Annotated in this window: 13 protein-coding genes; 8 read left to right on the top strand and 5 right to left on the bottom strand. The window is 61.9% G+C overall.

Annotated elements, in window-relative coordinates; all coding sequences use genetic code 11:
• Positions 1–301: 301 nt before the first annotated feature.
• Genes ELX51_RS09830 through ELX51_RS09855 form a run of 6 tightly spaced genes read left to right on the top strand, consistent with a single transcriptional unit; the run spans position 302 to position 5842 of the window.
• Entirely contained in the window at positions 302–1453 is a 1152-nt protein-coding gene (locus tag ELX51_RS09830; protein WP_127753346.1) for an extracellular solute-binding protein, read from the top strand.
• Between the two features lie 26 nt (positions 1454–1479).
• Complete coding sequence (locus tag ELX51_RS09835; protein ID WP_127755240.1) at positions 1480–2328, top strand: ABC transporter permease subunit; 849 nt, start codon at positions 1480–1482, stop codon at positions 2326–2328.
• 1 nt (position 2329) lies between these two features.
• Positions 2330–3148: an ABC transporter permease subunit gene (locus tag ELX51_RS09840; RefSeq protein ID WP_127753347.1), complete on the top strand. Its 819-nt coding sequence runs from the start codon at positions 2330–2332 to the stop codon at positions 3146–3148.
• Between the two features lie 9 nt (positions 3149–3157).
• Entirely contained in the window at positions 3158–4192 is a 1035-nt protein-coding gene (locus tag ELX51_RS09845; protein ID WP_127753348.1) for an ABC transporter ATP-binding protein, read from the top strand.
• A 1-nt stretch (position 4193) separates the two neighbouring features.
• On the top strand, positions 4194–5030 hold the full coding sequence (locus ELX51_RS09850; protein WP_127753349.1) for a glycerophosphodiester phosphodiesterase family protein: 837 nt from the start codon (positions 4194–4196) through the stop codon (positions 5028–5030).
• Positions 5027–5842, top strand: a complete 816-nt coding sequence (locus tag ELX51_RS09855; RefSeq protein WP_127753350.1) for an inositol monophosphatase family protein — start codon at positions 5027–5029, stop codon at positions 5840–5842. The genes ELX51_RS09850 and ELX51_RS09855 overlap by 4 nt, the downstream gene beginning before the upstream one ends.
• Before the next feature lie 94 nt (positions 5843–5936).
• Here ELX51_RS09855 and ELX51_RS09860 read toward each other — a convergent pair whose 3' ends face one another.
• Complete coding sequence (locus ELX51_RS09860) at positions 5937–7523, bottom strand: GMC family oxidoreductase (RefSeq protein ID WP_127753351.1); 1587 nt, start codon at positions 7521–7523, stop codon at positions 5937–5939.
• A 219-nt stretch (positions 7524–7742) separates the two neighbouring features.
• Here ELX51_RS09860 and ELX51_RS09865 point away from each other — a divergent pair, with 219 nt between their 5' ends.
• Complete coding sequence (locus ELX51_RS09865; protein WP_127753352.1) at positions 7743–8651, top strand: glycosyltransferase; 909 nt, start codon at positions 7743–7745, stop codon at positions 8649–8651.
• Between the two features lie 156 nt (positions 8652–8807).
• Entirely contained in the window at positions 8808–10016 is a 1209-nt protein-coding gene (locus ELX51_RS09870) for a hypothetical protein (RefSeq protein WP_127753353.1), read from the top strand.
• Between the two features lie 17 nt (positions 10017–10033).
• Here the strand turns inward: ELX51_RS09870 and ELX51_RS09875 are convergent, their stop codons facing one another.
• The 4 genes from ELX51_RS09875 to ELX51_RS09890 are packed head-to-tail and all read right to left on the bottom strand — an operon-like array spanning position 10034 to position 19275.
• A complete protein-coding gene (locus ELX51_RS09875; RefSeq protein WP_127753354.1) occupies positions 10034–11428 on the bottom strand; it encodes an HlyD family type I secretion periplasmic adaptor subunit in 1395 nt (464 codons plus the stop codon).
• Positions 11425–13575 (bottom strand): peptidase domain-containing ABC transporter, encoded by a 2151-nt coding sequence (locus ELX51_RS09880; RefSeq protein ID WP_127753355.1) that lies wholly within the window; start codon positions 13573–13575, stop codon positions 11425–11427. The genes ELX51_RS09875 and ELX51_RS09880 overlap by 4 nt, the downstream gene beginning before the upstream one ends.
• A 15-nt stretch (positions 13576–13590) precedes the next feature.
• Positions 13591–13902 carry a hypothetical protein gene (locus ELX51_RS09885; protein WP_206524720.1) on the bottom strand — a complete coding sequence of 104 codons (312 nt, stop codon included), beginning with the start codon at positions 13900–13902 and terminating at the stop codon, positions 13591–13593.
• A 27-nt stretch (positions 13903–13929) separates the two neighbouring features.
• Positions 13930–19275, bottom strand: a complete 5346-nt coding sequence (locus ELX51_RS09890) for a DUF4082 domain-containing protein (protein WP_164854827.1) — start codon at positions 19273–19275, stop codon at positions 13930–13932.
• Between the last annotated feature and the right edge of the window lie 615 nt (positions 19276–19890).

A 19890-nucleotide genomic window follows, 5' to 3' on the forward strand; every position in this document is an offset into this window, starting at 1 on the left:
CATGTTTGTCATTAAAGCGTTATGCAACCGCGCTAGACACACCGACGAAAAATGTTCGCTGCTGCACTTGTGTGCAGTCGTATTTCGGTGTTGTCTTGGCCCCAGCATATGTCTCGCCGGCCGGCAAAACCCAGCACCAGATTGGGTCGGCCTCGTCGATGCGCATGCGCGGGAGGAGCCCATGGGGCGAACGAGCCGGCGCCGATCCGGTTCGTTGTTTGGCCAAGAGCCGCCATCCGCCTCCGCGATCGGCACGGAAAGCGCGGCGATCCGCCCCGGATCGCCTCATGGGAGAAGCACAATGAAACGCCGCACCTTCATGATCTCAGCTGCCGGCGCCGCAGCCGGAATGGCCGTCCTGCCCCGCATGTCCTTCGCCGCCGAAGGCACGATCGACTGGTACACGAGCTCGGATCAGAACATTCTCGACTTCTGGACCAATGTAGTGAAGCCCGCTTTCGAAGCGGCCAATCCGGGCACCACGCTCAACCTGGTGGACGGCGGGGACAATGCGGGCCTCCAGTCCATCGCCGAGCGCGGCCTCGCTGCCATGAGCTCGAACGCCGACCCCCAGGCAGATTTCTTCGAAGGTTTTGACTCGCGGCAACCGGTCGGCGCCTTGGAACAAGGTCTGTGGGTCGACTTCGAGCAGGCGGGGCTGTCCAACTACTCCAAGCTTAATCCGCTCGGCATCGACATCCCCACCAATTTGCCCTACCGCGGCTCGCAGGTGCTGCTGGCCTACGACACCACCAAGCTTGATCCCGCCAACGCGCCCAAGACCTGGCCGGACCTGATGGCTTGGATCAAAGCCAATCCGGGCCAGTTCATCTATAATCGCCCCAACAAGGGCGGTTCGGGTCTTAATTTCGTGCGGCGGGCTGTGCTCGAGGCCAATGGCCAGGATCTCAGCAAGTTTACGGTCGATAATGCCACGCCCGAAAACACCGCGGCCATGCTGCCCGCGGCATGGGAAATCCTCAAGGATATTGCCCCGTCGCTGTTCGACCAGGGTGCGTATACATCCGGCAATACCCAATCGCTGCAGCTGCTCGGGCAGGCTGCCGTAACCATGATCCCGGCGTGGTCCGATCAGGTGCTCAAGGCCATCGAACAAGGGGTGCTCCCAGAAACCACGGGCCTGGTGCAGTTGCAGGATCTTGGACTGCCCGGCGGCTTCTCGCGCATCACCATTCTCTCCAATGGCGTCAACAAGGATGCGGCGATCAAGCTGGCTGATTTCGTTCTGAGCGAAGAAATCCAGTCGGCAGTTCTGACCGAACTCGGCGGCTTTCCCGGCGTATCTTGGGACTATGTAGCGTCTGATCTGCGCGAGCGCTTCGCCGACATCATCCCCAGCTCCATCCCGGTTTTCCCCAGCGGCCCCTGGGAAGTTGCTATCAATGATGGCTGGTATCGCACGGTGGCGCCAAACGTGGACCCCGCCTCGTGACCGCAATCGACGCGGGCCGACCGGTTATGCCCGCTTCGCCAGAACGCAGGAGGCCGGTCGGCCTCCTGCTCGTCGCCGTGCCGGTGCTGCTGGTTCTCTGGCTCGTGATCTGGCCCATCATCTCGGCCGTGATCACCACCATCTGGTTGAGGACACCCGAGGGGACCCAGTTCTCGCTCGAGACCTACCGCTTCTTTTTTTCAGACGGCTACAGCCTATCAAACCTGTCGGTCACGCTGTGGACCACTGGCGTCTGCGCCATTTTGCTGCTCGTCATCTGCCTGCCGATCGCGCTCTACCTGCGCTTCTCCGACAGCAAGGTAGCGGCCTATGTGCAGGGCCTCGCCATCTTTCCCATGTTCGTGCCCTCGATCATCCTGAGCTTCGCGCTGATCCGCGTTCTTGGCCCCAATGGCACCGTAGACTTGCTGCTTAATGCGATTAGCCTGCCCAAAATCCGCTCCCCCTATCTAACGCCATGGGGACCCGTGATCGGCCTCGTCTGGGACAATATCCCGCTGACCGTTCTGATCCTGCTATCGGGTCTCGGCAATGTGTCCAATCAATCGATCGAGGCCGCAAGAGACGTCGGCGCCGGCCGCTTCGCGCTGCTTTGGCATATCATTCTGCCGCGTATCACCAATTCCATCCTGGTCGCCATCTCCTTTGCCGTGCTGGGCATCTTCTCGGCCTTCACCCTGCCCTACATCCTGGGCCCAGCGGCGCCCGAAATGATGGGCCCCTTCATGCAGCGCACCTTCCGCGACCTTTATGATCCAACCAGTGCCATTACCCAGGCCGTCGTGACCTTCGGGTTCTGCATCGTGTTCGGTCTTTTCTATGTGCGCTCGGTCGCCAAGAACAGGACGCCCTAGCATGGCCACTCTTGTGCATCGCCGCGTCGACTGGACCGGCATCATCCTGGCCGTTGTTTTAACGCTAGCTATCGTGTTCCCGCTGCTCGTGGTGGGCACCTGGGCCTTCACCAATGTGTGGCGCTATCCTTCGGTGATCCCGCAGGAGTTCGGTCTCCGCTTCTGGGGGCAGACCTTGGGCCGCGCCGATGTCTGGACCTCCATCACGATGAGCCTGACCCTGGCGACCACGGTCACGCTGATCTCGGCTGCCATCTGCCTGCCGGCCGCCTTTGCCTTCGCCCGGTTGGAGTTTCCCGGCCGGGACCTCCTGTTCTTCTCGTTTCTCGCCGGCCACGCCTTCCCCAAATTTGGCCTCCTCGTCGCCATTGCCGGCATTTTCCTGCAGCTCAATCTTATCGGCACCTTTTGGGGCGTGGTGCTGATCCAGCTCGTGGGCACCTTGTTGTTCATGATCTGGATTCCGGTGGCGGCATTCCAATCCGTGGACCGGCGCATGGAAGAAGCGGCGCGCGACGTCGGTGCCGGGCCGTTCCGGGTGTTCTGGTCTATCACCCTGCCCCAGGCCGGCCCGACCATCGCAGCGGCAATCCTCCTCAGCTTTGTAGGCACCTTCTATGAAACCGAAGGCGCCTGGCTGATCGGCGCGCCGCAGGTGCGCACCCTGCCGGTGCTGATGATCTCCTTCATCAACAACCAGCCGGTGATCCAATTTGGCGCGGTGCTGTCCGTGCTGCTTTGGGTGCCAAGTTTCATTGCCCTGCTGTTTGCCCGCCGGGTTGTCAATTCCGGTTCGTTCGCCCGCGGCTTCGGCGGCTAGGAAAAACTGATGTCCGTTCTCGAGATCAAAGACGTATCCAAAATTTTTGGCGGCGCCGTCAGCGCCGTGGACAGCTTCTCGCTTGATGTGGCCGATGGCGAACTTGTGTGCCTGCTCGGCCCCTCCGGCTCCGGCAAATCCACCCTGCTGCGCATGGTGGGCGGGTTCGAGCGCCCCACCAGCGGCCACATGACCATTGATGGCGAAGACATCACCCATGTGCCCGCCGAAAAGCGCCCCACCGGCATGGTATTCCAGAGCCACGCGCTTTGGACCCATATGAACGTGTTCAAGAACCTCGCCTTCGGACTAAAGCTGCGCAAAGTGGCTCCGGATGAGATCAAGCGGCGTGTCGAGGCCGTGCTCGATCTCGTGGGCCTCTCCGGCTACGGCACCCGCCATGTCGCCAAGCTTTCGGGCGGACAGCAGCAACGCGTAGCGCTGGCCCGCTCGCTGGTACTTGAACCCAAGATCCTGCTGCTGGACGAGCCTTTTGCCAGCCTCGACCAGCACTTGCGCGAACGCCTTCGCGAGGAGGTGCGCGACATCCAGCAGCGCCTCAAGATTACGACGCTGTTCGTCACCCACGGCCAGGACGAGGCGCTCTCCATGGCCGACCGCATCGTAGTAATGCGCGATGGTCGCACCGAACAGATCGACCGGCCGGATGTGGTTTATCGTGATCCGCAGACGCCCTTCGTCGCTGGTTTCATCGGCACCATGAATTTGGTGGAAGGCGAGGTGCGCAACGGCAGTTTCAGCCATGCCGGTCTGACAGTGCCGCTGCCTATCTCTGACGGTGCGGCAATCCTCGCCGTACGGCCTGAAGCACTCGACTTGGAAGCTTCAGAGGATGCTCCAGCCAAGGTGCACCGCGTCACTGATTTTGGCACCCACGGCCTGGTGGACCTGGCGCTGCCTGACGGCACTCGCCTCAAAGCGATGGTGTCCCACCCCGACCTGTTCAAGACCGGACAAGGCGCTCATCTCCGGCCGCGGGCCATAATGGCCTATCGCGACGATCGGCAGGTCTTTCGGAGCTGAAATGACTGATCCACTCTATATCGAGCGGAACGGCCACCGCACTTGGCTGAAGTGGCATAGGGCACGCCGCCGGGTTTCCGACCCGGTGTTTACCGGCCCCCGCATTCTCGAAGCCATGCGGCTGGGCGCCAGCGTGGAGGTTGACCTGGTCGTTCACGCCGACCACGGCTTTGCCATCCTCCACAACGCAACTCTCGAAGCGGAAACAACTGGCGCCGGACGGGTGCGCGAAACCGGTGCCGCGATGTTGCGCGGTCTGCACTTGCGGGACAATCAGGGCACACCATTACCTGACCGGGTGATGCTGCTGGAGGACCTCTGCCAGCTGTTGCAGCGCAATCCTCCCCACCCCGACGGTCTGCTGCAGCTGGACTTCAAGGAAGATTTTTCGGCACTGCATCCGCAGACGGTGGCAAACTTTGCTGCAGGCGTTGCGCCGGTAGCCGGTTCATTGATCCTTTCGGGGGGCGACGCGGCGGCGATCGAGGTCCTCGCCCAAGCGGCGCCGGGTCTCCGCACCGGCTACGACCCCTGCTACGGGGAGTCGCTGGCACGACTGCGCGCTACCGGCGACTACCGGAGCTTCATTGCCGACGCGTTCGCGGCCGCTCCGAAAGCCGAGATGATCTACTTGGCCTATGAGATCGTCTTGTCCGCGCGAGCCGCGGGCTTTGACATCATCGCGCCCATCCACGCCGCGGGGCGCCGGATCGATGCCTGGACCATTCGCCAGATCACCCCCGAAACCCTCACCCAGGTTGACAAGCTCCTTGAGCTCAAGGTTGACCAGATCACAACCGACGACCCGGAGGGGCTGCTCGCGGCTCTCGCACGATGATCACGGATTACAGCAAGATACTCGACGAAATGGTTGCCACAGCCCGCGAAGCGGGAGCCTTGACCCTGGAGCACTTCAAGAATTTTCGCGACCTTGAGGTCGGCATCAAGGGTCCGGGTGACTTCGTTTCCGATGCGGATCGAGAGTCCGAGCAACTGATCCGCAAGCGCCTTTTTGCCATCAATCCCGATTGGAGCCTGACGGGAGAAGAGTTTGCCCCGGTCGAAGGCGCGGACCCCGAGCACCGCTGGCTGGTTGACCCCATCGATGGCACCACCAACTTCATTTTCGGCCAGCACTACACCATCACCATCGCCTTGCGGCGGGGCAACGAGACCGTCTGTGGCCTCGTCTATAATCCGGTCTCGGACGAGATGTTCACGGCCACCAAGGGTGGCGGCGCCTGGCTCAATGGCGAACGCCTCTATGTCAGCCGCTCCACTGACATAGGCCTTATGTGCGTCGGCACCGGCCTGCCCACCCCAGGGCTGCAGCTTTACCCTGGGGCCTACGAGCGGCTCGATGCCATCCGCGCCGAGATCGGCGCCGTACGCGTTGTCGGCAGCGCGGCCAATTCCTGCGCCTATGTGGCGTGCGGGCGCCTCACCGGTTATTTCGAGGAAACCGGCTTTGTCGATACGGCGGCCGGTATTCTCCTTGTGGAGGAAGCGGGTGGTGTCGTCACCGACTGGTGGGGTCGCGGCCCCGACCTATTCGAGCGCACCGGCGCGCTTATCGTTGCGAACGCTGCAACCCACGCCCACCTGCTCCAGCACCTCAGCGCCGTGCCAACAAAGAATCCAGTTGTGTGAGGATCCGGTCGCCTCCGCAGCAAGCTCTTACGCGGTACTGCTGATCCGTTAGACAAGCCGAACCACCCGGACCTGCCTCGTCTCTTGTCGACATCTAAGCGCCGATCAACAGGTAGGAATCGGCAAGCCATAGCGCTAATTGCATGATGGTGAAGGTTGGATTGGCGCTGCCCGCGGTTGGAAACACCGAGGCGCTGGCAACCGCAACATTGGGCACGTGGTGGCAGCGAAGATCGGGGCCAACCACCGAGGTCGCTGGGTTGGTTCCCATGCGCGTAGAGCCAGACGGGTGGGCGCAGGCTTCGACAGTTTCGATGATCTGGCCATCCGGGCTGTTGACGCCGGGAGCCCAGATCAATGGGCAGAGATTATCCAGACCCGCTCGGGACCAATAGGTCCTGAGCCTGCGCGCGGCCGAGCGGAAGGTCCGTTCGTCTGTAGGTAGCACCTTCCAGTGCAGCAAAGCTTTGCGCACCCCCAACTGGTCGGTTTTCTCCGATAGGGAGATGCGGTTCCCGGGGTCGGGCAGTTGCTCGACCAGCGCCATGAGGCGCAAATCCACCGCGGGCGGCACATAAAGCTGCTTGTGCCAGAAGCGCCAGAACCCGCTTTTGGCGATCAGGCCGACATCCCGAACTGCCGTGCCGATCTGGCGTGGTTCCACTTGCTGTCGTTGCACGCCCTTGGCGATACTCTTGATCGCCGCCATGCCACTATTGCCCATATCCATGGCAACATAGATGAAACCGCTTGAAACCTGGTCTTCGCGCTGGGCGCTGCCGGATAGCTCAAGATGCAAGTCGCGGCGGATACCCCGAACGAAGCGGCAACTCAGCAGATGATTGGTAAGGTCGGCACGCGTACGATCCACCAACGCAACTTCCGCTTTCAAATGATCCTGGAAGTAGCGCCCCAAGGCGTCAGTTCGCTCGAAGGCGCGATTGCCGCTGGCCGCGTCAAGCAGCAGCAGCAGTCGTGTGGACTCGATGGTGCCGGCTGCGAGGGCGAATTCCTCGGCGCGCACGGTAAGCTCGTGCCCGTAAAGGCTCTTGGCGGTGATAGCGCGCAGCTTCCCAGCCTCGGTATCCAGATCGAAACCACACACCGTCGCGTTAAGCCAGACCGTAATGTTGGGATTGGATCGGATCTCCCGTCCCAGGATCGAGATGATGTTGCAGCGCTTGAACGTGGGGCATTTCGCCCAACGGGTCATGAAATCCTCACCAGTATCGATAAGCAGGCCCGCCGAACCCGGCGCTCTCGTATCGAGCTCATCAAAAGAATCGTGGCCGACACCAAACAACGCTTCCAGCTCTTGCTGGTAGCGTCTCAGGATGTGCGGGGCCACCGGCCACTCGGGCTGGTCGACATGTTCGCGAGCGCCCTGATCGAACCCCGCAATGGGGATCATCCGCCCGCCCCAGCGTGACGACGAGCCTCCAAGGCCGCGGTAGCGGCCCGTCATGGCACGGCCATACCCCCCACCCGCGTCATCAATGTCGTTGAGCTCGTGGATAGCGGGATCAAACGCGACGGTGCCGCTTTCAACGACAATGACTTTCCTGTTGTGCTGGGCAAGTCGTGTGGCCAGCAGCAATCCCGCAATGCCGGCTCCGACCACGCAAAACGGTGCGCTATGGCTTTGGCCACTGAGCTCCCTTGCGAGGTCCCGGATTGGCATGACGTTGATCCTCCCGCCCAGTATTACATTTGACCCAAATCCTATCGGTGGCTCGCGCTTCTGTGATCTGAACACATCGGGGCGTCAGGCCAGCCTTCTTAGTTAGCCAGGCCCGCGATGGGATTATTGCTGCACAAATCTGGTCGGACCACAGTGAGTGCCTAGGGGCAATCGAGGCGAAGCAACAACGCTTCCCCCGCTTGGTGAGGGGGCATCAAGATGGCTAATCCACCGCTCGTCAGCATCATCATTCCACATCTCAACGAACCCGATCTGCCGGCATGCCTGCATTCCTTGGCCCGGCAGGCAGGCAGGGGCATTACGTTCGAGATCATCGTGGTCGATAATGGCTCGCGCGACCTGCCGCGTGCTGCGGTCTCTGCCGTTCCGCAAGCCCGTCTAGTGGTCCAACCTATCCCGGGACCAGGCCCGGCCCGCAATCTGGGTGTGGCGGAAGCCGCCGGTGAGATCCTGGCCTTCATCGATGCGGACTGCGTCGCCGCGCCAAACTGGCTGGCGGCAATCGTAGCCTGGTTTCAGCACCACCCCGAAACTGACATTGTGGGGGGTGACATCCGGATCAGGCCGACCGATCCCGACCAACTCACGGCGATCGAAGCCTACGAGAATATCTTCAGCTACCGCGCTCGCGAATATGTCGAACGGCATGGCTTCGCGGCCACCGGCAATATGGCCGTGCGCGCCAAGATATTCCCCAAGGTCGGGCTCTTTGGGGGCATCGGCACCATGGAAGACACCGAGTGGGGTCAGCGCGCCACCGCCATGGGCCACGGCATCGCCTTTGTCGGGGATGCTCGCGTCTATACCCCCTCCTGCAAGTGCTTCAGCGAGCTGGCTCGCCGCTGGGACCGCCATGTGGCCCATGAATTCAAAGCGGCCAGCGGAACCCAGGGTCGGATCAAATGGCTGGCCAGGAGTGCCATGATTGCCGCCTCGCCTGCCTTGGAGGTGGTACGAATCTGGCGCTCCGATCGTGCCGGCAGTTTGCGCGAACGTGTCCTGGCGCTCAGATGCGTGACCCAGGTCCGGCTTTATCGCGCCGGCCGGATGCTGCGCCTGATCTGGAACGACAACGCCGCAAGCATGGTGAACATGTGGAATCGCTAGGGCGAAGCTCCCTCAGCACCGCGGGGCGCTAGTCCGCCCGGGTGATCCTGCCCTCTTCAAACTGCACCATAAGAGCGAAGTGCGCACCACCACCCCCCATGCAAGATTCAGATTCTGGCGGACCCCATGCAAAGCGCGCGCAGGGAAATCAAGGGTATGAACATGTTGCAGGATTTCGGCTCCAACCCTAGTTCCAAGCGAGTGCGAGGACCTGAGTTCGATCGCATTCTACAGCTCGAAGAAGAATATCCCCGGGCGCGCGAACGCCTGCCCAGGCTGTGCAGCCTGGCGGTTGACGGCCTGCGGCACATGGCGCTGCCAAACATGCGGTTTCCCCACACGATGCGCAGCACCGACGCGAGGAAGGCTGCCGCACCCCGCCCCGAGGGCGACAATCTGCGCTACACGATCAATGTTGCCCAAGGTCTGGCCTGGATGCCCGAAACGGTGCAGCGGGGCGTGCTGCATGGGCATAGCGCGAGGGAACTCGCGCAGTCCTGCATTGACCGTGCCGCCCAATCGCGCGAGCCCGGAGCCGTCGCACTGGCTGCGTGGGCTGCAGCGGAAACTGCGGGGATCTTTGCCCGGAACCTCTACGATATCCTTGTCGAGATCCTTGCTGAAAGCGAGAGCGTCGAGTTGGTGCCATGTGCCTGGGCGCTCACCGCCGCAATTGCTGGCCAGCACTTGGGAGATACGAGGCGCGTCAAGGACTTGGCCTGGATCATGTTGCGTGACGCCCAGTCGCCCAGCGGAGTGTTTCCCCATGTTACCCCGGTCTCGGCCGGTGGCTGGGTGCGTGGCCATGTGGGCTCTTTCGCCGATCAGGTGTATCCCATCCAGGCCATGGCCCGCCTCGGCTATGCCGACGACAACATAGCCGCTCTACGGGCCGCTGATGCCTGCGCTGCTAGGATTGTCGAGTTGCAAGGCAGCGCCGGCCAATGGTGGTGGCACTACGATACGCGTGATGGCAGCGTAGTTGAGGGCTATCCGGTGTATAGTGTGCACCAGCATGCCATGGCCCCAATGGCCCTGCTCGATCTGCTGGATGCCGGCGGACAGGATCACCGCGCCGCCATCGTCAAGGGCCTGGGTTGGCTGGATGATCATCCCGAAACGGACCAGCCGATGATCTCGGAACAGCACAGCGTGATCTGGCGCAAGGTTGCCAGGACCGAGCCCCCTAAGCTGGCCCGTCGGATCGCCGCCGGCACCACGGCGCTCAAAAAGGGTTGGCACCTACCTGGCCTCGACGCAGTGCTGCGGCCCGGCAAGATCGATTACGAATGCCGGCCATATGAATTTGGCTGGTTGCTTTACGCTTGGCGCTCGCGGGCTGTGGTGCAGGACTTGCACCCCTGAACTGACGCGCCCGCCGCTTAGGGTTCATGCAGGCTTTCATCGATGCCGCGCATCAGGGGATAAAGGAAATAGGAGATCACGCTCCGCTCCCCCGCGTGGATCTCGGCTGAAACCGTCATGCCCGGGAGCAAGCGGAAATCGGCCGGCGTCTGCCGCAGCTTTTCTTGGCTCAGACCGATGCGCACCCGATAAAACGCCGTGCCGCCCGCCGGATCCTCGCCGGGCTGCTTGGCAAAAGAGTTTTCGCTGATCGAGGTCACTGTGCCCGCAACTGTCCCATGTTCCTGGAAGGGGAAGGCATCGAACTTGATCCGTGCCGCATCGCCAAGGGCCAGATGCCCGATGTCATTGCTGGGCACAGCCACTTCAACCTCAAGCGCAACATTGAGCGGCACCAGGGTAACCAGCGGCTCGGCGGCTTGCACCACTGAAGCCTGGGAGCGTTGCGCCACCTCCAGCACCGCGGCATCCGCTGGCGCCAGCAGATGGGACATGGCAGCGCGTAAGGTCACTTTGCGCACTTCCTCGTTGATTCCCGCCTGCTTCTCCTCTAGCTCAACCAGCGCTTCCAAGGTCTGGCGCCGGTAATCCTCGACGAAGTTCTGCCGCTCGGCCTGCACCTGCTGAAGCCCGTGCAGAGCTTCGGCATATTGCCCTTGCACCTGAGTGAGCGTTACTTCGAGCTCCAGCCCGAGATCACGGCTCTGCAGAAATGCCAGCCGCGAACCATTCCCGCTATCCGCCAGCGTAGAATGCATATCTTGGATTTCGCGCAAACCGCCCAGGCGCCTGCGCAGCGTTACTTCCTGCGCCTTTGCCGCCTGCATCAGCGCCTCGCCATGGGCAATCTGCGCGTCAAAATCGGCCAACCTGGCTTCGAAGGCGGCCCGCCGCTGCCGGGCCAATTCCGCCTGCATCTGCGCCTCGGGAGAAGCGTGGAGCGGTGGCGCATAAACCGCTCCTGACAGCTCAGCCTCCATGCGGGCGATTTGGGCCACAAAGCCCGCGAGCTTGGCTTGCAATTGACTGGCATCGGCATCGGCAAAGGTCGGATCAAGGGTAGCGAGCAGTTGACCTTTGCGCACCACATCGCCAGGCTTGACCGCGATCGACTGGACAATGGAGGTTTCAAAGGGTTGCACTACCAGGGTCGGTTGGCTGGTGGTCAGCTTGCCCGGCGCGACAACAATCTGGTCGATCCGCGACACGCTGGCCCAGAAAACACCAGCACCAATCGCGGTGGCGACGAGGTAAAGCGTCAGCCGGGCCGTGATCGGCGGACGGCGTTCTTCGAGCGCAATCGCGTCGGTTTGGAAATCCCGGATCGCCGGCGCGGTTCCTGGCTCCACGAGTTTGAGTTCGGGCCTGCCGGTGGGCCTGAGCCGCGCGGGGTCCTTTTCAACGGCACTCATCCGACGAGCTTCATCTGCTGGTTCCACAAATGGCGATAGGTGGTGCAGCGCGAAACCAATTGGCTATGGGGTCCCACATCCACCAGCCGCCCGCGGTCGATAACAAGGATTGCATCGGCATCGGTGAGCATGGAGAGCCGGTGCGAAACGATGATCACGGTGCGCCCCGCGGCGATGCCCTTGATGCTCTGCTTGACGATCGCCTCGCTTTCAGGATCCAACGCGCTGGTCGCCTCGTCGAGGATCAGGATACGCGGATTGGTGACGAGGGCTCGTGCGATCGAGAGCCGCTGGCGCTGGCCGCCCGAAAGATTCTCTGCCCCCTCCTCGATCAAGGTGTCGTAACCGCGCGAGAGCTGCTCGATGAACTCGACGGCGCCTGCGAGTCTGGCTGCATCCACCACCTCCTCAAAGGTCGCATCCGGCTTGGCTGCCGCGATGTTGTCGCGCACCGTGCCACGGAACAGGAAATTGTCCTGCAGCACCACACCGACGCTGCGGCGGAGATGGTTGAGGTCCAGTTCGCGCAAGTCATGGCCGCCGATGCGGATCACCCCTTGCTGAGCCGGATAGAGGCCCTGGATCAGTCGGGTGACGGTGCTCTTGCCACTGCCGCTGCGCCCCACCACCCCCATGATCGTATTGCCCGGCACGGCAAAGCTGATTTCGTTGAGCGCAAAGGGCCCGTCGTCACGATAACGGAACGAGACATCCTGGAATTCCACCGCGCCCTCTAATTCGGGGCGCAGTCCTTCCGTGCTGCCGCTGCGCTCCACCTTCTCGTTCATCACCTCGCCCAGCATGCGCACCGACAGCGCCACCTCCTGGTACTCGTGCACCATGGTGACGATCTGCACTAAGGGTCCTGAAACGCGGCCAGCCAGCATGTTAAAAGCGATCAGCGCGCCCACGCTCATCGCGCCATCAAACACCAGAAGCGCGCCAACACTGATGATCGCGACCGCCATCAGCTTTTCCAGCAGCCCGGTGACGGCCTGCGCCGAGATCGAGATAGTCTCGACTTTAAAACGGGTGTTGATGGTCTGGGCTGACCGGTCATCCCAAACCCGCCGCTGTAGCGGCTCCATGGCGAGGGACTTGAGAGTTCGCATGCCGTGCATGGTCTCCACCAAGAGGCCCTGGCGTTCACCCTCCGCGGCGTAAAGCGCTGCCAGCCGCTTGCGAAAGGGCGCCACCAGCAGCGCCACCACCAGCGCGATCAGGGCACTGAATCCGAGCACGATCAGGGAAAGTTGCACGCTATACATCAGCAGAACGGGGATGAAGACCAACAGCGACAGCGTGTCGAGCATGGTCAGAAACAGCCTGCCGGTGAGAAATTCCCGAATGCGGCTGGATTGCTGCATGTGCTTGACCAGAACGCCTGCCGAGGAGCGTTCGAAGAAGTTGATTGGCAGATCGAGCATGTGCCGGAAGGTGCGGGTTGCCACCCGAATATCGATCCGGTTGGTGGCGTAGATCAGCAGGTAGCGGCGCAGGAACACGAACACCGCCTCAAACACCAGCGCCACACCAATCCCGATGGCGAGCACGATCAGCGTTGAATAGCTCTGGTGCACCAGCACCTTGTCGATCACGAGCTGGAAAAAGACCGGCGTGGCCAGTCCCAGCGCATAAAGAAACAAGGCGGCGATCGCGACATCGATGAACAACCGTTTCTGATGCAAAATTTCAGGGACGAACCACGCAAAGCCAAAGGGTTGCTCAGGATCGGCAATGGCATAGCTGCGCTTGACCAGCAGCAACTCGCCATTCCACCGCCTAGCGAACTGCTCGAGCTTGACCACGATCATCCCGCCCGGAGTATTCGCTAGGGGGTCGAATATGCGCAGCACCACGGCGCCGGTTTCATCCTGCTGGGCCCCCAGGATCGACACCCAATTGCCGTTCCCGAGCCGAGCCAGCGCCGGGTAAGCCTGCCCCAAGCGCAAGATGGTGGCGGGCTTGGCCTTGATGCGGCGCGCCCGCAGCCCTGACTCCCGCGCCATGCGCAGCATCAGGTCAAAGCCTATGCCTTCGGCGCCGATCGCATGCTCGGCCACCAGCCGCCCACCGTTGCCATCGAGGCCATGGTGGCGCAAAGCCGCGGCAAGGCATTCCGGGCCAGTTTGAACAAACGCCTGCATGGCAACGGGAACCGGCTAGGAGTCGAAATTGGGTGAGGCGCTTTGCTGGCTGTTGCCGTTTGCCCTGGGCGGATTCACCGGAATGACATTGCTCGGTTCATTGCGTCGAATGGCGCCGGCCTCGATCAGTCCGTTCATGGCGTTTTGCAGCACCTCGAAACTGTTGGCAAACCCCTCTAACGACATGACGATGCGCTGCCGGTGTTCTGGTATCGGCTGGCCGCCCGTATCGCGCATGGTTGCGGAAAGGCTGACCAAATCGATCCGCACCACCGTCCCCGTGACGGTGATCTCCCCGATGGCATCTGCATAGAGTTCGCCTTGCATGACTGCTTCCCTGACTTTAGTTCTGGCTCATGAGGCCAGTGCGTTGAAGATCACATCGACATGGTAGTTTGTGGCGTTGTAGCTGCCGTTGGGGAAGGCGCTGGTCCCGCCATAGGCGAACAGACCATTGCCGCCGCTGGAGGCGCTTGACGGTGCAGTCAGCGGCCCGGAGGTTACCGGGGAGGCGAGGCCAAATGGCGTGGCCGAGTAGTTGCCATTGGTGTGGTAGGAAACGACATAGGTGGTGTTCGCCTCAATGGCGATCGGGGTGGCAAAGGAGGCTGTCTGCCAGCCGCTGGCGGTCTCGTTCTGGAAGATCACGCTGCCCTTTGACTGGCCGTCGGCAGTCCAAAGCGCGCCCGTGTGCAGCCCGGTATTTTGGGGCCCCTTGTAGAACTTGATCCCGCTCACCACGCCGGCCACCGAACTGGTGAACTTCATTCCAAGTTGAACCGGACTAGGATCATTGACGGTCACCGTTACGGGCGTCGCCGTTTCGGGGAACAGCGAGATCCCCGTCGCCGCCGGAGCTACCGTTACCGCCACGTGGGCCGAAGCCGTCCCGCCACGCCCGTCAGCCACAGTATACGAGAACCCTGCCGGACCTGCGTAATCCGCTGCTGGTGTAAAGGTGACCAGCTTGGTCTGTGGATCGAATACCACCGTGCCATTGCTGGCGCCGCTCACGCCGGTGATCGTGAGCGTATCGCCATCGCTATCGCTGTCATTGGCCAACAAGGACGCGGCCGTGACCTGCATCGCAGCATTGAGCTGCGTGGTGAGGCCAGCATCGTTGACTGCAACCGGCGCGGTGTTGGCGCCCTGCTGATAAAACACGTCCACCCAGTAATTGGTCGCGTTCAGGCTACGGTCGGGTGGGGTATTTGTGTTCTCATAGGAGAACAGCCCGTTGAGACTCCCCGGACTGCTCTGCGGCGCAGTGAGCAGCCCATTTGTTGTAGCAGTGTTGAAGTAACCGGGGCTGGCCGAGTAATGGCCGTTCGGTGCGCGATAGGAAACGATGTAGCTGGCGCCGGCGGAGATCGCGATGGGCGTGCTGAAATTGGCCGATTGCCACCCAGATGCCGTCTCGTTTTCAAAGACGACAGTGCCCATCACGGCACCAGTGCTGGACCATAAAGTGCCGGTATGGGTCCCCGTATTCTGTGGGCCCTTGTAGAAGCGCATCCCCGAAATAAAGCCGCTGGATGCAGCGGTGAACCGCATGCCCAATTCCACTGATCGCGCCTCATTTACGCTGACCGTTGCCGGCGTGACGTTATCGGCAAAGACGTTGCTGCCTACCACTGGCTCGGTGACGGCCACGCCCACGGAAGCTGACGCGGTTCCCCCACGGCCGTCCGAGACTGCATAATTGAAACTCGCCTGCCCGGCATACCCGGCATTGGGTGTGAAGGTCACGACATTGGTCTGTGCATTAAAGCCCACGGCACCGTTCACCGCACCACTGACGCCCGTGATGGTCAGCGGGTCTCCGTCCGGGTCATTGTCATTGGCAAGGAGGGTCGGGGCGGCGATCTGGAGCACCTGCCCCCGCCCCGTGACCATCCCCGTGTCATTGGCGGCCACGGGAGCACGATTGACGGGTGGCGTTACGGTCACGGCCACACTTGCGCTGGCTGTCCCGCCCTCCCCATCCGCTACCGTGTAGCTAAAGGACGCCGCGCCGGAAAAGCCGCTGGTGGGGGTAAAGACGATCGTGTTGGTCTGGACGTTGAACACGGCCGTGCCATTGTTGGACCCGCTAATGCCCGTAACGGTCAGCGGGTCACCGTCGGGATCGGTGTCATTGGCGAGGAGGGTCGCGGCATTGATCGTTAGCGCCGTATTGACGACCGTGTTGAAGCCGCTATCGTCGCCCGGGACAGGGTCCCGGTTGAGCTGAACGGCTGACTCGAACAGCACGTCCACCCAGTAGTTCGTTCCCTTGAAGCTACTGGTCGGTATGAGGTTGTCGGCGCCGTAAGTGAAAACGCCGTTGCCTGCTGCTGGCGCCGTAAGCGGGCCGTTGCTCTGGGGCGCGGTGAAATAATTCGACGTCGTGGCGTAGCCTCCATTGCTTTGGAAGCTGGCGACATAGGTCGTGCCGGCGGTGATCTGAACCGGATTGCTGAAGAGAACCGTCTGCCAGCCACTGGCCGTTTCGTTCACAAAGGTTGCCGTGGCCAGTTGCTTGCCGGTGCTGCTCCAAAGCGTGCCGGTATGCGTGCCGGTATCGGTAGCGCTCTTGTAGTACTTGATCCCGGTGATTGCCCCGGCCGCGGAAGCCACGAACTTGATGCCCAGATTGACCTCTGACTGGTCCGTTCCGCTCACAACGGCCGGGGCCGCCCCTGGCGCAAACAGCGAGGTAGTGGAAAGTGTCGGCACCACCACCATGTTGACCTGCGCCGAACCGGTGCCACCGCGCCCATCCGACACCGAATACCCAAACGAGGCTTCACCGACAAAGCCTGGCGTGGGGGTGAAAGTCAGGGTCTGCGCGTTAGCGTCGAAGACCACCGAACCGCCTGAGGCCGCCCCAGCCCCGATAATGGTGAGTGGATCATTGTTGGGGTCGGCATCGTTCGCCAGCAGTGTCGAGGCGAGAAACGTAATCGGCCGATCACGGAGCACCGGGAAGCCGTCGTCGTTCTGTGGCGCGGGCGGATCATTGGGCGTGGGAACACCGCTATAAACGACATCTACCCAGTAATTGGTGTTGGACTGCGTAACTGGAGCTACGTCTGAGTTGCCGTAGCTGAAGACCCCGCTGGTCGATGTCAGCCCTCCACGCGTTTTGGGCGTGGCAAAATGGTTGGTGGTTGCCGCATAGCCCCCGCGGGTGGACAAGCTCGCCACATAGGTGGTCCCCGCCGTGATGGAAACGGGCGAGTCGAAGATCACCGTTTGCCAGCCGCTCGCTGTCTCCGCCGTGAAAGTAGCCTTAGCCAACCGAACGTCGCCGGGACCCCACAAAGTGCCGATATGCTCGCCGGCATTGCCCATGCCCTTGTAATAGCGGATTCCCACTATGCTGCCCGAAGTGGCAGCGCTGAAGCGCACGCCGACATTGACCGGGTTAGGATCGCGGTTGAGCGGGTTGGCCGGAAGATCATTGGGCCCGAACAGGTGACCGGTGCCACCCTGGTCGACATTGACGGTCACCCCGGCAGTTGGCGTTTCCAGATTGATGCTGTCATCCACCGCGCGCGTACGGATGGTATAGTTGCCTCCCGAAATGGGCGTCCAGCTATAGGTCCAGTTTGTGGTGCCGCTGGCCCGGTGCCACGAGGTGCCGCCATTGGTCGAAACCTCGACCACGGCCACACTCCCCCCGCCGGCATCACTTGCCGTGCCGGTGATCGTCACTGTTTGGGCAGCAGTCAGCTGGCCCGTTGCCGTTGGCGACGTGATCGTTGTCGTGGGCGCCAGATCATCTTCGCTCTCGGAAGCGGCAACCAGGCTTTCCATCAGGGTGGCCGGTTGCACCCCCATCTCGGCGAACAGGTTGACCATGGCCTGTTGCACATTGGGGTCGGTCGGGGTCGCTTCGTTGTCGTGGTGGCTGTCGAGGCCCCAGGACCAGTAAACCGTGCCGGCACTAAACACCAAGGCCCCGCTGGGCGCCCGATACATGGTCAGGCTGTGGGACGCCGTTCCCGAGCCAACCGCACTGCCATAGTCCAGCAGCAGGCTTTCGACGTCCACAGTAGTGGATGACAGCGGCACCAAGCCCGCTGGCCGGAAACCGTTGTCGAGATCGGAATTCCACTCATAACCGAGCAGGTTCTTGGTGAGCGTATAAACCTCGCCCGGCTCCAGATCGGCAACCTCCGTATTGCTCCAAAAGCGCAGGTTGGACATGTCATAGGGTATGTCGATGGCGTCCAGCCGATAGGAATCGACGGTGAAGATCGTGCCCGTTAGCGCGTTCTCGGGCTTGCCGGAGCCAAGCACCGGGTCCCGCCAGGTGGACGTGGTTCCCTCTGCGTCCGTATTAGCGTTGTCCCAGCGCTCTTTATAGGAGACCAGCGTCTTGTATGGCGTATTGGTGCCATCGATGCTGTTTTCCCAGCGGGTCTCCCAATAAACGTCATTGCCGCTCCAGAACGACAGATTGACGCCCGCATCGCGTGCCGCCTCGACATTGGCCCGCTGCTCGCTCGACCAATATTCGTCGTGGCCGACGGTGAGGAAGATCTCGCCATTAAGCAGCTGGGCTGCGTCCGAGGCGGTGTCGATCCCAGAAATGTAATCGACGTCATAGCCGTTCTGCTCGAGAAAGCGGATCGCGGCATATTCCGCGCCAAACACATAGTTCTGCGGGCCGGACGAGAAACCACCATCGCGTGAAATAATCGGCCGGTTATAGCTGACCGCACTCGCACGACCCGCCCGGCCGCCGGCTTCAATGCCGCCATAAAGGTTGTAGCCGCCCCACCAGTTGTAGGCCTGCCAGGTCGTGTCAGAAGTCTGGAAGGTTATGTCGCTCGGAGCATCATCATCGCGCACGATGAAGGGGATCATGTTTTCCCCGCCTGAGCCGTCAAACCGCGTCAGCTTGGCGAAATACACGCCTGAAACGGCGTCGTCCGGGATTTCCCACGAGGCTGATACTGACCAGTTGCCCGCATCAACCAGCTTGGTTTCCTCATCCTTGTAGGGGATCGGCTGCATCACCGGGGCGGCCAAGTCCCGGTCGATGCTGTCCATCAGCCGGGCACCCGCCCCGCCATAATAGCCAAGCCGGTAGATATCGATCCGGTAGTCAGTCGAATCGGTGTTGATCTTGAAGTCGACGGTTTCGCCATGATTGCTGGTGAACTGCGCCGCAAAACCCTCGATCGAGGCATCGGCCTTGCCAATCATCCACTCGCTCTCGGGCGTACCCTCTTCCAGGTTTTCCAGCACAATGGCGTTGGGCGGGGGCGCGCCAGGGAGATCGGAAGGAGCCGCCGACGGATCCAGCCCAATTCCGGGCGATCCCCGCGGCGGCGTAGGGGCGGCAATCTCATCGGATGGCTCAAGCAGGATCAGCGTATTGGGCGAATAACCGGTCGGCAGCCCACTGCTGGCCGTCGGCCCACCGGTGCGCACCGAACACATGGTGCAGGCCCGTCCGGTACAGGATCCGCAGGGGGTCGTCGCAGCAGCGTTCAGCCAGCTGCCGCGCCAGTCGGGGCTGGCCGCTCCCGCCGGCGTCAATGTGGGGGTCGCTGCAACAGTCGCCGTTTCGGCGCTGACCTTGAGGGCTGCAGGTGTCGCTGCGCTCGACTTGTCTTCCCGGCCCAAGTTGGCACTGGCTGCAGTTGCCTGGGCAAGATCGGGCGCGCTGCCCGTCGGCAGTTCCACCGAGCCGGCTGCAGCCATGGCCACTGCTGCCGGCGGCAACATAGGTGTTGGCTTACTCGCGGAACTGTCCCGGGCGGACGGAGCTAAGTTGGACGGGGACACCTCGGCACTTGGCAGCAGAATGGGCTTTCCCGCTTGGGAAAAATACGTTTCCTTATCGGTATTTGCACCGAGGTTTTGAAGTCTGTTCGGTCGATGCTGCATCGCGCCGGACGCGGCAGTTCCGACGGAGCTCGCGGCATTGCCCGCCCGGTAGCTGGTGCTTGCGCGTTCGCCTGCCTTGAATCGGGAAACCGGGCTGCCGAACATTGCGCTGCCGCCCGACGCACCCTGGTAACGGGCCGTCGACTGGCTGCCGCCGTTGCTGCGATAGGATTTCATGTCAGCCCGCCAAATGCTTGAAGACCATGAAAATTGCATGCGTGGCCGTAAGCCGAAATCAACCGAAGGATTGCTCGCGCCTAGCTCACATTGCAGCCTGATCCGGAAAGATACGCAGGTTGCACCACGCAGGTCCGCTCGGAGCGGCGCCACTACTCCTAGCCCGTTCCGGTGATTGCATCGCCGCCCGCACTATTCCTAGCATCGGCTGTTCGACCGAGCTCCGCTTGAGGGGCCGTTAGCAGGAGCACC

It is taken from the genome of Devosia sp. 1566, from assembly GCF_004005995.1.
GTDB lineage: Bacteria > Pseudomonadota > Alphaproteobacteria > Rhizobiales > Devosiaceae > Devosia.

Excerpts from the sequence above, each read along its gene's own strand:
- ELX51_RS09830 (WP_127753346.1), top strand. The coding sequence starts at position 302 with ATGAAACGCCGCACCTTCATGATCTCAGCTGCCGGCGCCGCAGCCGGA.
- ELX51_RS09835 (WP_127755240.1), top strand. The coding sequence starts at position 1,480 with ATGCCCGCTTCGCCAGAACGCAGGAGGCCGGTCGGCCTCCTGCTCGTC.
- ELX51_RS09840 (WP_127753347.1), top strand. The coding sequence starts at position 2,330 with ATGGCCACTCTTGTGCATCGCCGCGTCGACTGGACCGGCATCATCCTG.
- ELX51_RS09845 (WP_127753348.1), top strand. The coding sequence starts at position 3,158 with ATGTCCGTTCTCGAGATCAAAGACGTATCCAAAATTTTTGGCGGCGCC.
- ELX51_RS09850 (WP_127753349.1), top strand. The coding sequence starts at position 4,194 with ATGACTGATCCACTCTATATCGAGCGGAACGGCCACCGCACTTGGCTG.
- ELX51_RS09855 (WP_127753350.1), top strand. The coding sequence starts at position 5,027 with ATGATCACGGATTACAGCAAGATACTCGACGAAATGGTTGCCACAGCC.
- ELX51_RS09860 (WP_127753351.1), bottom strand. The coding sequence starts at position 7,523 with ATGCCAATCCGGGACCTCGCAAGGGAGCTCAGTGGCCAAAGCCATAGC.
- ELX51_RS09865 (WP_127753352.1), top strand. The coding sequence starts at position 7,743 with ATGGCTAATCCACCGCTCGTCAGCATCATCATTCCACATCTCAACGAA.
- ELX51_RS09870 (WP_127753353.1), top strand. The coding sequence starts at position 8,808 with ATGAACATGTTGCAGGATTTCGGCTCCAACCCTAGTTCCAAGCGAGTG.
- ELX51_RS09875 (WP_127753354.1), bottom strand. The coding sequence starts at position 11,428 with ATGAGTGCCGTTGAAAAGGACCCCGCGCGGCTCAGGCCCACCGGCAGG.
- ELX51_RS09880 (WP_127753355.1), bottom strand. The coding sequence starts at position 13,575 with ATGCAGGCGTTTGTTCAAACTGGCCCGGAATGCCTTGCCGCGGCTTTG.
- ELX51_RS09885 (WP_206524720.1), bottom strand. The coding sequence starts at position 13,902 with ATGCAAGGCGAACTCTATGCAGATGCCATCGGGGAGATCACCGTCACG.
- ELX51_RS09890 (WP_164854827.1), bottom strand. The coding sequence starts at position 19,275 with ATGGCTGCAGCCGGCTCGGTGGAACTGCCGACGGGCAGCGCGCCCGAT.